General features: G+C 64.9%; 12 protein-coding genes. 3 read left to right on the top strand and 9 right to left on the bottom strand.

The window, feature by feature from the left end; translation table 11 throughout:
- Positions 1-105 precede the first annotated feature (105 nt).
- A complete protein-coding gene (glsA, locus tag QX073_RS03750) occupies positions 106-1965 on the top strand; it encodes a glutaminase A (protein WP_316225319.1) in 1860 nt (619 codons plus the stop codon).
- Positions 1966-2640: 675 nt separating this feature from the next.
- Here the strand turns inward: glsA and QX073_RS03745 are convergent.
- From QX073_RS03745 to QX073_RS03730, 4 genes are all read right to left on the bottom strand, one after another.
- The gene (locus QX073_RS03745) at positions 2641-2997 is read right to left on the bottom strand and encodes a Zn-ribbon domain-containing OB-fold protein (RefSeq protein ID WP_315714447.1); all 357 of its coding nucleotides are present in this window, start codon (positions 2995-2997) and stop codon (positions 2641-2643) included.
- Positions 2994-4130, bottom strand: a complete 1137-nt coding sequence (locus tag QX073_RS03740; RefSeq protein WP_315749747.1) for a thiolase family protein — start codon at positions 4128-4130, stop codon at positions 2994-2996. The genes QX073_RS03745 and QX073_RS03740 overlap by 4 nt, the downstream gene beginning before the upstream one ends.
- Before the next feature lie 184 nt (positions 4131-4314).
- Positions 4315-5481, bottom strand: a complete 1167-nt coding sequence (locus QX073_RS03735; protein WP_315749745.1) for an acyl-CoA dehydrogenase family protein — start codon at positions 5479-5481, stop codon at positions 4315-4317.
- A gap of 4 nt (positions 5482-5485) precedes the next feature.
- A complete protein-coding gene (locus QX073_RS03730) occupies positions 5486-6691 on the bottom strand; it encodes a CoA transferase (RefSeq protein ID WP_315749743.1) in 1206 nt (401 codons plus the stop codon).
- Between the two features lie 256 nt (positions 6692-6947).
- Here QX073_RS03730 and QX073_RS03725 point away from each other — a divergent pair, with 256 nt between their 5' ends.
- Together QX073_RS03725 and QX073_RS03720 are read left to right on the top strand one after the other, a co-directional pair.
- Positions 6948-7373: a GFA family protein gene (locus tag QX073_RS03725; RefSeq protein WP_315749742.1), complete on the top strand. Its 426-nt coding sequence runs from the start codon at positions 6948-6950 to the stop codon at positions 7371-7373.
- A 678-nt stretch (positions 7374-8051) separates the two neighbouring features.
- Positions 8052-8615: a DinB family protein gene (locus QX073_RS03720; RefSeq protein ID WP_315749740.1), complete on the top strand. Its 564-nt coding sequence runs from the start codon at positions 8052-8054 to the stop codon at positions 8613-8615.
- A gap of 214 nt (positions 8616-8829) precedes the next feature.
- Here QX073_RS03720 and QX073_RS03715 read toward each other — a convergent pair whose 3' ends face one another.
- From QX073_RS03715 to QX073_RS03695, 5 genes are all read right to left on the bottom strand, one after another.
- Positions 8830-9384: a GNAT family N-acetyltransferase gene (locus tag QX073_RS03715; protein WP_316173940.1), complete on the bottom strand. Its 555-nt coding sequence runs from the start codon at positions 9382-9384 to the stop codon at positions 8830-8832.
- 200 nt (positions 9385-9584) lie between these two features.
- The gene (locus QX073_RS03710) at positions 9585-10754 is read right to left on the bottom strand and encodes an acetyl-CoA acetyltransferase (protein WP_315749736.1); all 1170 of its coding nucleotides are present in this window, start codon (positions 10752-10754) and stop codon (positions 9585-9587) included.
- Between the two features lie 75 nt (positions 10755-10829).
- Positions 10830-11813: a D-erythronate dehydrogenase gene (gene denD / locus QX073_RS03705; RefSeq protein ID WP_315749735.1), complete on the bottom strand. Its 984-nt coding sequence runs from the start codon at positions 11811-11813 to the stop codon at positions 10830-10832.
- Positions 11814-12033: 220 nt separating this feature from the next.
- Positions 12034-12942, bottom strand: coding sequence for a carbohydrate ABC transporter permease (locus QX073_RS03700; protein WP_316164601.1), 909 nt, complete (start codon positions 12940-12942; stop codon positions 12034-12036).
- Positions 12939-13892, bottom strand: a complete 954-nt coding sequence (locus QX073_RS03695) for a sugar ABC transporter permease (RefSeq protein ID WP_316164600.1) — start codon at positions 13890-13892, stop codon at positions 12939-12941. Before QX073_RS03695 ends, QX073_RS03700 begins: the two co-directional genes overlap by 4 nt.
- Positions 13893-14018 lie beyond the last annotated feature (126 nt).

Here is a 14018-nt window from a genome sequence, read left to right as displayed (position 1 = left end):
GTGAGCAGCGGCAACATTTGACCAGCGTTGCGACAAGTGTGGGCTGGCTGCGCCGTCGCGGCTGCGACATAACCGGCGCGAGACCTTGTTCCCGCCGAGCTTGCCATGACCACCCACCCGAGGCCGATCCGACATCCGCAGCATTGGGCGACGGCCGCGATGCCGCCGCTGCAGCGCTTCCTGTCGGCCTGCCATGCCGACTTCTGGCCCGATCATGACGGCACCGTTGCGAACTACATCCCCGAGCTCGGCAAGGCCGACCCGGCGCATTTCGGCATCGGCCTCGCCACATTGGACGGCCACGTCTACGAGGTCGGCGACAGCCGCGTGCCGTTCACGATCCAATCGATGTCGAAGCCGTTCGTGTTCGCGCTCGCGCTCGATACGCTCGGCTCCGACGAGGTCGAGCGCGTGATCGGCGTCGAGCCGTCCGGCGATCCCTTCAATTCGATCCGGCTCAATGCGGAGAACCACCCGTTCAATCCGATGGTCAATGCCGGCGCGATCGCGTGCAGCGGCCTGATCCGCAAGGCACGTCAGAATGACGCCTTCGAGACCATTCGCGACGCGCTCGGCCGCTTCGCCGGCCGCAAGCTCGATGTCGACGACGCGGTGTTCGCGTCGGAAGCCGCCACCGGCGATCGCAACCGCGCGATCGCCTATCTGCTGCGGACGTCGGAGGTCATCAGGGAGCCTGTCGACGACGTGCTCGCGGTCTACTTCCAGCAATGCGCCGTGCTCGTCACCGCGCGCGACTGCGCGATCATGGCGGCCACGCTCGCCAATCGTGGCGTCAATCCCGTCACCGGAGAGCAGGTGGTGACGCCCTATGCGGTGTCGCGCACGCTGTCGGTGATGACCTCGTCGGGCATGTATGACTTCGCCGGCGAATGGATCTACCGCGTCGGCATTCCCGCCAAGAGCGGCGTCGGCGGCGGCATCCTGGCGAGCCTGCCCGCGCGGCTCGGGCTCGGCAGCTATTCGCCCAGGCTCGACGGTCACGGCAACAGCGTGCGCGGCATCAAGGTCTGCGAGGCGCTGTCGGCGCATTACGGCCTGCACATGCTCAACCGTTCCGACGATGCGCGCACCACGATCATCGCCGACTACGACATCGGCGCCAGCCCGTCGCGACGCAGCCGCCGCGCGCAGGAGCGCAACATCCTCGCCGCACATCCGGACGCGGTGCGCGTGCTCGAGCTGGTCGGCACGCTGTCGCTCTCCAACGTCGACTACGTCTCGCGCCAGCTTGCGGCGAGCACGCGACCGCAATTCGTCATCGTCGACCTCCATCGCGTCACCGCGATGACACAAGCAGGCGTGCGCCTGCTTTCCGAGCTGTTTCACGAGCTCGCCGACTTCGACGTGACCGTCGTGCTGTCGGGCATCCGCCGCAGCTCGCCGGAATGGCAGGAGATCGCGGCCCGCACCGGCGACATCAGGAACGTCCGCGACTTCTACCTGCTCGACGCCGCGATCGAATGGGCCGAGGACCAGATCGTCTATCGCTATGGCGGGGCGATCGACTTCCTCGAAACCACCGAGCTCGCCGAGCAGCCGCTGCTCGCCGGGCTCTCCGCGGACGAGCGCCACGAGCTCGCGGCGCTCGCGACCATCCGGCACTATCAACAGGGCGAACGCATCCTGGCGGCCGGCGATGCTGCGGCCTCGCTTTTCTTCCTGCGCTCCGGCGTCGTCCACGTCACCCTGCCCGACGGCATCCGGCTGGCGACGCTGACGGCGGGGCAATGCTTCGGCGAGATGGCGCTGCTGGAGCCCGTGCGCTCCGCCGACGTCGTCGCGGATTTCTCCGCCACCGCGTTCGAGATCTCGCTGGTGGATTTCGAACGTTTCCGCGTGCGCCATCCGAAAGCCGGCGAGCGCATCATGCGCAATCTGGCGCTGCTGCTGGCCGAGCGTCTGACGGTCGCCAATGCGCGGCTCAACCTGCTCGCAGCAGACTGATTTCAGCGCGTCGAAGTCAGTCATCGAAGCGTCGCACGCGGTCGAAGCAAACAAATACTCAAGGTTGCAATTCACAGTAACTAACAGCTTCCGGTCGATAATTCGCATCACTCGTATTTGTACGGGCTCGCCTAAACGTTACCGGGACTCGGTCGCAGGACAACCATAAGCGAGCCCAATTCACGCCGCATTACCCGACGATGTTCTGAACCGTCGATGAACGCCGAGTGGGGACTCGCGAAGCGAACGTCGAAGTGGGGTGTTCCGAGTAAAATTCCAGCCGACGTAGCGTGTGTATTTGCGCCACGGAGAGTCGTGTCCAGTGTCCAGGGAGGAAACGGCATGAAGGAAGCCACTAAGAGGGCAACGTCGGAGGCACTCGCGCATATGCTGGCGGTGACATCCATGATCGTCATCGCCAGCGTCCTGTTCTACGGGCGATGAAGGGCTGTCTGGAGGTTCTGCGTCGCAGTTTCTTCATCGCCCGTAGGTAGGAATGTGAGCTTGATTGCTCACGCGAACGACCGAGTTGAGTTGCGTTTGAGTTAGTAGGCGTAGCGTAACAGTATTGTGTCAATCGCGCGGCGATCCGGGTCGGGACGAATTTTTCATGCGTATCGTCCCGCCTCGGCCGCCCGCGGTCGACCTTTTCAGACGTCGTTCTGTTCCCCATCTTCATTTGACTTTCCCGAAGTACGGCACGATGCCGCCTGCGAAGGTGACGAAGCAGGCCATGACGAGATCGCCGATCGCAAGTTCGTGGTCGCCATGGGCCATGATGCGAAAGCCCTCGCGCATATCCACCAGCACGATGTTGTAGGGCACATGCGCGCGCGTCTCCGGCGTCGCGGCACGACAGACCAATGATGCCGCATAGATGGTACCTTCGCCCGTCGCCGCGTGATCGGTGAGCGCAAGCGAGCCGCAGGCCGCGCAGAAGCCGCGGCGGAAATACTGCAGGTGGGCACAGCACGCACAGCGCTGAAAGCGAATCGCTGCAACCCCCCTGGTCCAGTCGGACGATTCGCTCATCGCACACGCTCCCAGAACATGCTGACATGCGACGACAGCACGCCGCCATCGCCGTGCAGCAGCGCCAGCGCTGCTTCGCGGACTTGGCGAGGTCCGGCGCGCCCCGTCATCTGCAGATGCGCTTCGCTCAGATGCGCCATGGCGCCGCCGACGCCGCAATGACCGTAGCTGAGCAGCCCGCCATGGGTGTTGAGCGGCACGGCGCCGTCGCGGCTGAAATGACCGGCCCTGACCCGCGCCGCCGCCTCGCCGCGGCCGGCGAGGCCGAGATCCTCGAGCAGCATGCAGAGCGTGATGGTGAAACTGTCATAGACGGCGGCGTAGTCGACGTCTTTGATGTCTACACCCGCTGCGGCCTTCGCCTTCGCGATCGCGATTTCGGCACCAAGCTCGCTCAAGGCCGGCGCCGCCGTGACGTGCTGATGCGTATGCGCCTGGGCACAGCCGCGCACGTGCACCGCAATCGCTCCGGTCGGCTCGCGGCTGACGACGATGGCGGCGCCGCCGTCGGACACCGGACAGCAGTCGAGCAGCTTGAGCGGCCGCGCCACCGGCTTCGATGCCATGACGTCCGCGATGGTGATCGGCTCATGGAATTGCGCGCCGGGATGATCGAGCGCATGCGCCCGCATCAGCACGGCGAACTCGGCGAGGTCATGCTCGGTGACGCCGTATTCGTGCATGTAGCGCGAGGCGACGAGGCCGTAATAGGCAGGGATGGTCGGCCCGAGCGGCAGCTCATAATCGGGATGGCCGACCTGGGCCAGCGCCTGGATCGACGCATCGCGGCTCTGCCCGGTCAGCCGGTTCTCTCCGGCGACCACGAGCATGTGCCTGACGACGCCGGCTTCGACCAGGTGATGCGCGAGCATCACCATCGCGAGCCCGGTGGCGCCGCCGACCTGCACCGCATGGGCGTAAGAGGGTGTGATGCCGAAGTGCTCGGCGAACACGGTTGCGAGCATGATGTGCGGCGACACCGTGGAATAGCCGCACAGGATGCCGTCGATGTCGCGCCGCGTCAGCCCGGCATCATCCAGCGCAAGCTGCGCCGCCATGCTCATCAGGTCGAGCGACGAGCGGCCGTCATGCCTGCCGAACGAGGTAAGCCCGGTGCCGGTGATGTAGGTCATGGTCCCCACCACGAGCGCCGCTGCGCTCCCCTCCCCCTTGTGGGGCGGGGTCGGGGGTGGGGATGGCCGCACGACGAGCCTTCGTGGGGTACCCCCCTCCCTGCCCCTCCCCCACAAGGGGGGCGGGAATGCAGGCATTGTGCGTCCATCACGATTGCGTTCATCATCTCAGTCAGAACCCATCTCAATACGACTTCGGCAAACCGAGGACCTTCTCAGCGATGAAGCTGAGGATCAGTTGCGGGCTGATCGGGGCGATGCGGGGGATCAGGGATTCCCGCAAATAGCGCTCGACGTGATACTCGCGCGCATAGCCGAAGCCGCCATGGGTCATCACCGCCTGCTCGCAGGCGTGGAAGCCGGCTTCGGCGGCGAGATATTTCGCGGCGTTCGCCGCCGGGCCGCAAGGCCGGCCCTGGTCGTACTGCCAGCCGGCCTGCAGCACCATCAGCCACGCGGCCTCCAGCTCCATCCAGTTCTTCGCCAGGGGATGCTGGATGCCCTGGTTCTGGCCGATTGGGCGATTGAACACGTTGCGCACCTTCGCATAGGCCGACGCGCGCGACAGTGCGAGATGACCGAGCCCGACGGCTTCGGCGGCAATCAGGATACGCTCCGGGTTCATGCCGTGCAGGATGTAGTCGAAGCCGCGCCCCTCCTCGCCCAGGCGATCCTCGACCGGAATCTCGACATCCTCGAAGAACAGCTCATTGGAGTCGACCGGCTTGCGGCCCATCTTCTCGATCTCGTGCACCTTGATCCGGCTGCGGTCGAAATCGGTGTAGAACAGGCTGAGCCCATGGGTCGGGCGCTTCACCTCCTCCAGCGGCGTCGTGCGCGCCAGCAGCAGGATCTTCTCGGCGACCTGCGCGGTCGAGATCCACACCTTCTGGCCGTTGACGATGTAGCGGTCGCCCTTGCGCACGGCACGCGTCTTGAGCTGGGTGGTGTTGAGGCCGGTGTTCGGCTCGGTCACGGCGAAGCAGGCCTTCTCGCTGCCATCGACGATGCCCGGCAGCATCCGCGCACACTGCTCTTTGGTCCCGAACACGACGACCGGATTGAGCCCGAACACGTTCATGTGGATCGCCGAGGCACCGGACATGCCGGCGCCGGATTCGGCGATGGTGCGCATCATGATCGCAGCATCGAGAATGCCGAGCCCGGAGCCGCCATACGCCTCCGGGATGCAGATGCCGAGCCAGCCAGCCTCGGCCAAGGCCCTGTGGAAGTCGGCGGGAAAACCGCCCTCCTTGTCCTTCTTCAGCCAGTAGGCATCGTCGAAGCGAGCACAGATTTTGGCCACCGCATCGCGGATCGATTCCTGGTTGGCGGAGAGCGCGAAATCCATCGTCTCACTCCCTGGCAGGCGCCGGCGTCGTCACGCCGTCGCGGATCATCGCGGCGATCTCCTCGTCCGAGAAACCAAGCTCGTGCAGGATAACCGCGCCATGCTCGTTCGGCCGTGCCGCCAGACGCAGCGGCTCGGCCTTGGTCTCGGACCAGGTCGCGGACACGCGGGTGCTGCGGATCGGACCTTCGGTCGGATGTTCGACCACGGGAAAGAAATCGGTCGCCACGAGGTGCGGATCGTTCAGCAGGCTTTCGAGGTCGTGCATCGGCATGACCGGCACATCGGCGGCATCCAGCAGATCGGTCCATTCGGCCGTGGTCCGCGTCTGAAAGATGCGCGCGAGCTCGGCATAGACGAAATCGATGTTGGCGGCACGCCGGGCAAAGCTGTTGAACCTGTCATCCGCGCGCAGGTCGGTGCGGCCGGACGCGGTGAAGAACGCGTCCCATTGCTTGTCGTTGTAGACGATCACGCAGATATGGCCGTCGGCGGTCTTGTAGGGCCTGCGGTCGGGCGACAAATGCCGCGCATAGCCGCCCTTGTCGAGCGGGGGCTGGTAGGTGAGCCCGCCCATGTGGTCGCCCATGATGAAGGCCGACATGGTCTCGAACATCGGCACGTCCAGGCGCTGGCCGCGCCCGGTGCGGTCACGGTGCACGAGGCTGGCGCAGATGGCACCGACCGCCGTCAGGCCGACGATGCGGTCGACCAGCGCATTGGGCACATAACGCGGCGTGCCGTCACCGGCGACCGCCATCAGATGCGACAGCGCCGCCCCGCCCTGGATCAGGTCGTCATAGGCCGGTTTGGCCGCATAGGGACCATCCTGGCCGAAGCCGAACACACCGGCATAGACCAGCCGCGGATTGAGCGCGGAGACCACGTCATAGCCGAGGTTCAGCCGCGCCATCGCCTGCGGCCGGATGTTGTAGAGCAGGACGTCGGCGTCCTTGATGAGCCGCAGCGCGGCCTCGCGTCCCCTGGGCTTCTTGAGGTCGAGGCAGATCACGCGCTTGCTGCGGTTGGTATTGAGATAGACCGGCCCCATGCCCGGATGATGCCACGGGCCGATCTTGCGGGTGACGTCTCCTTCCGGCGATTCCACCTTGATGACATCGGCGCCGTAGTCGCCGAGCGTCTGGGCGGCATACGGCCCCATCAGCACGGTGGTCATGTCGATGACCTTGATGCCCGCAAGCGGTCCCATCGTGGCGTCGGCTCCCTCGATCCTTGTTGTCGCCAGAGCTAACGGCACCTGATGTTCCCTAGCAAGCCGCCGCGCGGGTATGGGGCCATGCGTCAGATCCCCCGCCGCAACATTCCGTGTCGCGGATCACGGACGACGACCGCCGCGCTGCACCAGATGTTCCCCGCCGCGAGCTGCATTCTAGGATTCCATTTCAGCGTTCAGGTGTGTCAGCATGCCGGTCCAACATCCAAAACAAACACGAGGGAGAACACTCATGACGCTCTATCAGGGCAAATGCTTCTGCGGCGCGGTCGAGATCGAGGCCGATGGCGAGCCGGAGGCGATGGGCTATTGCCACTGTTCGTCGTGCCGCTCCTGGTCGGCCGGTCCGGTCAACGCCTTCACCCTGTGGAAGCCTGCGAACGTGCGGGTGACCAAGGGGGCTGACGCGATCGGCAGCTATCACAAGACCGACATGAGCCACCGCAAATACTGCACCAAGTGTGGCGGGCATCTGATGACCGACCACCCGCCGCTCGGCATGATCGACGTCTATGCCGCGACGATTCCGACGCTGAAGTTCACGCCCGGTGTGCACGTCAACTACGCGGAGACGGTGCTGCCCATCAGGGATGGCCTGCCGAAGCTGAAGGATTTCCCGGCGGAGTTCGGCGGCTCCGGCGAGATGATGCCGGAGTGAGACAAGGTCTGCTTTTCGCAAGCACCCAAGCATCGATGGCCTCGCGACAGGATCTGTCCGAGCTGTGCTGATCGAAGCCGCCCCCTTCGAAACAGAGGGCGCAGGGAAGGCCGGGTGCCGACTGGCACCCGTGGCCCCCGTGCGAAAGAAAGCACGGGGAGAGAACCACAGGTTCAGCCGGACCGACCCGGCCTTCCCTGCGCGATGGTTTTCACGCTTATTTCGCGCTCTCCTCGGTGCGCCGGCTTTTGGCCACCGTCGTCCTTGGGGATCATCATGCCCCGCGAACTTGGCATCAGCGTCGGGATGCCGGGACCACGCGACTTCACGTCCGCGCCATGCCGTTCGTCCGCGCAGACAAGCTACGCTGCGACACGTCGCGGCCACCGCCTCCCTGCCTCAACGTTCGTGACGATCGCGAAGCGCCCCTCGTGGCGAAGCAGGATGGGGAGAGTGAAGCATATTTTCTGGAAAAGCGAAACATGAATCTTTTTGACCAGGGGACTGGACAGGCCAAATCAGCTTGAAGGCCCTGGAGAAAATCGCCGCTTGGCCGATCCCGGCAGAGTTCCGCAAAAGCGCATGGGGATGATGCGCTCCGGCCCGCCGAAATGGATGGTGAAGGGAGCACGGAGTTCCGTATGATCTGCGGCGAGCCATCACGGGGTGCCCTGATCAATGCCCGCCGATCTCGTCCAGACCTTCCGCGCGTTCGCCTACAACAATGCCTGGGCCAATCACCGGCTGCTGACCGCCTGCGGCCAGCTCAGCGCCGAGGATTTCGCTGCCGAGCGCACGGGCTTTTTCCCCAGCCTGCAGCGGACGCTGAACCACATCTACATCATCGACCTGTTCTACATCGACGCGCTGGAAGGCGGCTGGCTCGGCCCGATGGCGTGGCAGAACGAGGTGCCGTTCCCGCGCCTCGCAGATCTTGCGAAGGCGCAGGGCGCGATGGACCGCCGGCTGATTGCATTCTGCGAGGCGCTGACGCCGGCGCGGCTCGACGACACCGTCCGCATCAACCGCGAGAGCCGGGTACAGAACGAGCGCTGCGACCGGCTGCTGCTGCACCTGTTCCAGCACGACATCCATCACCGCGGCCAGGCGCATGCCATGCTGTCGAGCACGTCAGTGAAGCCGCCGCAGCTCGACGAGTTTTTCCCTGCGGATGATTCAAGCTTGCGGGCGAAGGATTTCGTCGAGCTGGGGTTCAGCGAGGAAAAGGTGTGGCGGAGCTGATGCACGCGTGGCTTCCCTCCCTCCGTCATTCCGGGGCGCGCGCAGCGCGAGCCCGGAATCCATAGCCACAACCGGCCGTGGGGCGCGAGATGCTCGTGGCGCCTGCCTTCGACACACCTCGTCCTGTGGTTATGGATTCCGGGCTCATTCGCGCTGCTTCAAAATGGCTTCGCCATTTTGCGCGCGAATGCCCCGGAATGACTGGGAGGAGAGATCAGCACGAGGCATTGGCCCACACCTCGCGCGGAAGCCGGTACATCACCTGCCGGCGCAACGGGCTGTCCGCCTCGACTCGCGGATGATCGAAATCCGACGCCTCGTTCCTGATCATGCCGAGCTTGCGCATGACGTTCTGTGACGCCTGATTGGCCGGCGCGGCATAGGCGATGATCTCGTGGAGGCCGAGCTCATCGAAGCCGAACGTGAGCGACGCCCGCGCCGCCTCGGTCGCAATCCCCCGCCCCCAGGCCGCGCGCGACAGCCGCCAGCCGATCTCGACCGCCGGCGTGAACGGCGCATCGAAGGCGACGCGGAACAGGCCGGTGGCGCCGAGGAAAGTGCCGGTGGCGCGATCTTCGACCACCCAGAAGCCGAAGCCGTGCGCGGCCTGATGGGCGATCTGGAAATCGATCCACCGGTCCGAGTCCTGCCGCGTTGGCAGCGCGCGGAGGAATTGCATCACGGCCGGATCGGCGGACATCGCCGCGAACGGCGCGCGATCGTCGTCGCGCCACTCGCGCAAGGTCAGGCGTTCGGTGGAGATGATCATGATGGGCAATCGGACCAGTCAATGACAAAGAGCTTCCGCATCGCGGAAGCTCTCCTGTATCACCGTCATTGCGAGGAACGCAGCGACGAAGCAATCCAGAGCGGCACGCGCGGCCCCGGATTGCTTCCGCCGCCGCCTTTCGGGCGATGGCGGACAAGTCGCTTCGCTCGCAATGACAAACGATAGACGGTCGTTGAGCCTTACTTCGCCGGCTCCAGGATCGAGACGTAGTTGGCCACGGCCGCACCGCCCATGTTGAAGATGCCGCCAAGCTTGGCATTGGGGAGCTGCATGCCTTCCGGCGCGGAGCCGGTGAGCTGCATGGCGGTCATCACGTGCATGGAGACACCGGTGGCGCCGATCGGGTGGCCCTTGGCCTTCAGGCCGCCGGACGGATTGACCGGCAGCTTGCCGTCCTTGAGCGTCCAGCCCTCCTTGATAGCGCGGGCACCCTGCCCGCGCGGCGTCAGGCCCATCGCCTCGTACTCGATCAGCTCGGCGACCGTGAAGCAGTCATGGGTCTCGACGAAGGAGAGATCGGACAGCGTGACGCCGGCTTTCTCCAGCGCGCGCTGCCAGGCCACGGTGCAGCCCTCGAAGGCGAGGATGTCGCGCTTGGACATCGGCAGGAAATCCTGCGCATGCGCGGTCGCGCGCACGTTCACTGCCTTGGCGAAGGACTTCGCGGTCTCGCTGTCGGTCAGCACCAGAGCGGCGGCGCCGTCGGACACCAGCGAGCAGTCGGTGCGCTTCAGGGGGCCGGCGACGTAAGGGTTCTTCTCGCTCTCGGAGCGGCAGAACTCGAAGCCGAAATCCTTGCGCATCTGAGCATAGGGATTGGCGACGCCGTTCCTGTGGTTCTTGGCGGCGATCAGCGCCAGCGCGTCGGACTGGTCGCCGTATTTCTGGAAATAGCCCTGCGCGATCTTGCCGAACACACCGGCGAAGCCGCCGACGGTGTCGCCGTCCTCCGGCAGGTAGGACGCCTTGAGCAGGTTCTTGCCGATCTCCGGGCCCGGTGTGCGCGTCATCTGCTCGACGCCCACGACCAGCACGATTTTCGCGGCGCCGGCGGCGATGGCGCGGATGCCCTGGTGCACGGCGGCCGAGCCCGTCGCGCAGGCGTTCTCGACCCGGGTCGCCGGCTTGAAGCGCAGCGCCGGATCGGCCTGCAGCACCAGCGAGGCGGTGAAATCCTGGGGCGAGAAGCCCGCGTTGAAATGGCCGAGCACGATCTCGTCGACGTCACCGGCCGAGATGCCGGCGTCGGCGATCGCCTCATTGGCGACCTTGACGACGAGGCTCTCGACGGTCTCGGCGTCGAACTTCCCGAATGGCGTATGCGCCCATCCGACGATGCTGGCGGTCATGCTCTCTCTCCCGAATGTCTCCCTGCCCCTCAAATGGCGCTTTGCGCCATGTGAGTCCAGAGGCTGGCGGCCGTCTCAGGCCACGAACTTGCCACCGAGCTCATCCTCGATGTGAATCCGGATGATGTCGTCGAAGGTCTTTTCCTCGGTGGTGAAGCCGAGTTCGCGGGCCCGCTTGGCCTCGAAATTCCGCGGCCAGCCGGCGACGATGCCCACAATGAACGGATCCGGCTCCCGCTTGATGCGATCCGCCACCTTGTCGCCTGCCACGCGGCGCAGGGCTGCGATCTGCTCGCCAACCGTCGCCGACAGGCCGGGCATGGTCAGGTTCCGGCGTGGGCCGATCTTGGCCGTGTCCATGGTTGCGGCATGCAGGAGGAAGCCGACCGCCGAGCGCGGCGTGGCGTGCCAGTGGCGGACGTCCTCGGACACCGGCAGCACGGCCTCCTTGCCGGCCAAGGGCTCGCGCAGGATGTTGGAGAAGAAGCCGGAGGCGGCCTTGTTGGGCGCGCCGGGGCGGATGCAGATGGTCGGCAGGCGGATGCCGACGCCGTCGAAGAAGCCGCGGCGGCTGTAATCGGCCAGCAGGAGCTCACCGATCGCCTTCTGGGTGCCGTAGCTGAGCAGCGGCGCATTGACGAACTCGTCGCCGATGGCCTCGGGGAACGGCGCGCCGAACACCGCGATCGAGGAGGTAAAGACCAGCCGCGGCTTGTAGCCGTCGCCGATCAGCCTGACGGCGTCGAACAGCATCCGCGTGCCGTCGAGATTGATGCGGTAGCCCTTGTCGAAATCGAGCTCGGCCTCGCCGGAGACGATCGCGGCGAGGTGGAAGATCACGTCGGGACGGCCGGCGACGAGCTTCTCCGCAAAGCCTGGGACGGCGAAGTCCCCGGCGATGGTGTCGACGGCGATGGACGTGTCGGGCTTAGACGGCGCGACGATGTCCTGCAGCGTCATGCGAGTGATGGCCTTGTCGCCGAGGCGGCCGTCGCGGACGAGACGCTCGACCAGCTTGCGCCCGACCATGCCGGCGGCGCCGAGAACGAGAATATGCAAGGGTATGCTCCTTCAAATGCAACGATTGGGCGTGGTCTCAACGTTCGTCATTGCGAGCGAAGCGACTTGTCAGCCATAGCCCGAAAGGCGACGGCGGAAGCAATCCAGAGTCATCGGAATGGCTCTGGATTGCTTCGTCGCTTCGTTCCTCGCAATGACGGGAGTTGAGATCCGCGTGAGCAGCAAGCGACGCCTTGACCCGGCTCACGGACAAAGCCGCCTACTCCTTCACCGCGCCGGTCATGGCCGACACATAATGCTCGACGAAGAAGGCGTAAAGAATGACCAGCGGCAGCGAGCCGACCAGGGCGCCGGCCATCAGCGATCCCCATTTGTAGATGTCGCCGTCGACGAACTCGTTGACGATCGCGACCGGCACGGTCTTGTTCGGCGTCGACTGCAGGAAGGTCAGCGCGTAGATGAACTCGTTCCAGCACAGGGTGAACGAGAAGATGAAGGCCGAGATCAGGCCGGGCACGGCGAGCGGCACCACGATCTTCACCAGGATCTGCCAGCGGCTGGCGCCGTCGATCAAAGCGCATTCCTCGAGCTCGAACGGGATGGTCTTGAAGTAGCCCATCAAGAGCCAGGTCGAGAACGGGATGAGCAGCGTCGGATAGACCAGGATCAAGGACAACGGCGAGTCGAACAGCCCATAGGCCTGGATCACCGAGGCCAGCGGGATGAACAGGATCGACGGCGGCACCAGATAGGCGAAGAAGATCAGCACGCCGACGGTATCGGCGCCCTTGAAGCGCAACCGCACGATCGCATAGGCCGCGAGCACGGAAGCGAAGATCGACAGCGTGGTGGCGCCGACCGCGACATACATCGTGTTCCACAGCCAGCGCGGATACTGCGTCTCGAACAGCAGCTTGGAGATGTGCTTGAAGGTCGGATGCACCACCCAGAACGGATTGTACTTCTCCATGTCGATCAGCTGCTCGTCGGGTTTGATCGACGTCAGCCCCATCCAGTAGAACGGGAACAGCAGCACCACGAGGATGATGAACAGCGGCAGATAGAGCGTCACCAGCCGCCGCGGCAGCGACTCCAGATAGCTCATGCCCTCGGATTCGTCGGTGCCGGCCGTGGTGGGCGCCTTGGCGTGCAGCGTGGTGTCGGTCATTGGTCGGATCCTTGCTGCCATTTGCGCCGTTGCATGCCAAACCAGGAGATCGCGATTGCCGCCATCAGGAACGGGATCATCGCGGTGGCGATCGCGGCGCCCTCGCCGAGCCGTCCGGAGATGATGCCGCGCTGATAGCTCAAGGTCGCCATCAGATGCGTGGCATTGACCGGGCCGCCGCGGGTCAGCGCCCAGATCAGCTGGAAGTCGGTGAAGGTGAACAGCACCGAGAAGGTCATGACGACCGCGATGATCGGCGTCAGCAAGGGATAGGTGATGAAGCGGAAGCGCTGCCAGCTGGTGGCGCCGTCGAGCGTGGCCGCCTCGTACAGCGAGGGCGACACGGTCTGCAGGCCGGCGAGCAAGGTGATCGCGACGAACGGCACACCGCGCCAGATGTTGGCGATGATGACGGAGGCGCGCGCCCAGGAGGTGTCGCCGAGGAAGTTGATGTTCTGGGTGATGATTCCGAGCTTGATCAGCGACCAGGAGATGATCGAGAATTGGGAATCGTAGATCCACCAGAACGCGATCGCCGACAGCACGGTGGGCACGATGAAGGGGATCAGCACGACGGCGCGGATCATCGCCTTGAACGGCATGTGCCGGTTCAACAGCAGCGCGAGATAGAGCCCGATGGCGAATTTGATGGCGCTCGCCACGATCGTGTAGAGCAGCGTGTTGAACACCGACAGCCAGAAGATCGAGTCGTCCCACAGCCATTCGTAGTTCTCCAGACCGACGAAGACGCCGCTGCGGCCGATCTTCTCGTCGGTGAAGCTCATCCAGACGCCGAGCCCCAGCGGATAGGCCAGGAACAGGATCAGGAAAGCCGCCGCGGGCAGCATGAACCACAGCGCGATCACGTTGCGGTTGGTCTTGATGCGCACCCATGCCGAGGGCTCGCCGACGGCGGCGCCTCGTGGCAACGAGGTCTGAATGGTACTCATTTATCCAGCAGCTCCCTTCGAACCGTGGGGTGAGCGACGCGCGCCCACCGGCGTTCGGGACGGATAGAGTTACTCCGTCATTGCGAGGAGCGAAGCGACGAAGCAATCCAGAGTCCAACGTTCGGC

It is taken from the genome of Bradyrhizobium sp. SZCCHNS3052, assembly GCF_032484495.1.
GTDB lineage: Bacteria > Pseudomonadota > Alphaproteobacteria > Rhizobiales > Xanthobacteraceae > Bradyrhizobium.
Note: the sequence above shows the minus strand (reverse complement) of the source record. Positions and strands in the feature narration are given on the sequence as shown.

Coding starts and splice junctions, on each gene's coding strand:
- glsA (WP_316225319.1), top strand. CDS start 106: ATGACCACCCACCCGAGGCCGATCCGACATCCGCAGCATTGGGCGACG.
- QX073_RS03745 (WP_315714447.1), bottom strand. CDS start 2,997: ATGAGCGAATCGTCCGACTGGACCAGGGGGGTTGCAGCGATTCGCTTT.
- QX073_RS03740 (WP_315749747.1), bottom strand. CDS start 4,130: ATGACCTACATCACCGGCACCGGGCTTACCTCGTTCGGCAGGCATGAC.
- QX073_RS03735 (WP_315749745.1), bottom strand. CDS start 5,481: ATGGATTTCGCGCTCTCCGCCAACCAGGAATCGATCCGCGATGCGGTG.
- QX073_RS03730 (WP_315749743.1), bottom strand. CDS start 6,691: ATGGGACCGCTTGCGGGCATCAAGGTCATCGACATGACCACCGTGCTG.
- QX073_RS03725 (WP_315749742.1), top strand. CDS start 6,948: ATGACGCTCTATCAGGGCAAATGCTTCTGCGGCGCGGTCGAGATCGAG.
- QX073_RS03720 (WP_315749740.1), top strand. CDS start 8,052: ATGCCCGCCGATCTCGTCCAGACCTTCCGCGCGTTCGCCTACAACAAT.
- QX073_RS03715 (WP_316173940.1), bottom strand. CDS start 9,384: ATGATCATCTCCACCGAACGCCTGACCTTGCGCGAGTGGCGCGACGAC.
- QX073_RS03710 (WP_315749736.1), bottom strand. CDS start 10,754: ATGACCGCCAGCATCGTCGGATGGGCGCATACGCCATTCGGGAAGTTC.
- QX073_RS03700 (WP_316164601.1), bottom strand. CDS start 12,942: ATGACCGACACCACGCTGCACGCCAAGGCGCCCACCACGGCCGGCACC.
- QX073_RS03695 (WP_316164600.1), bottom strand. CDS start 13,892: ATGAGTACCATTCAGACCTCGTTGCCACGAGGCGCCGCCGTCGGCGAG.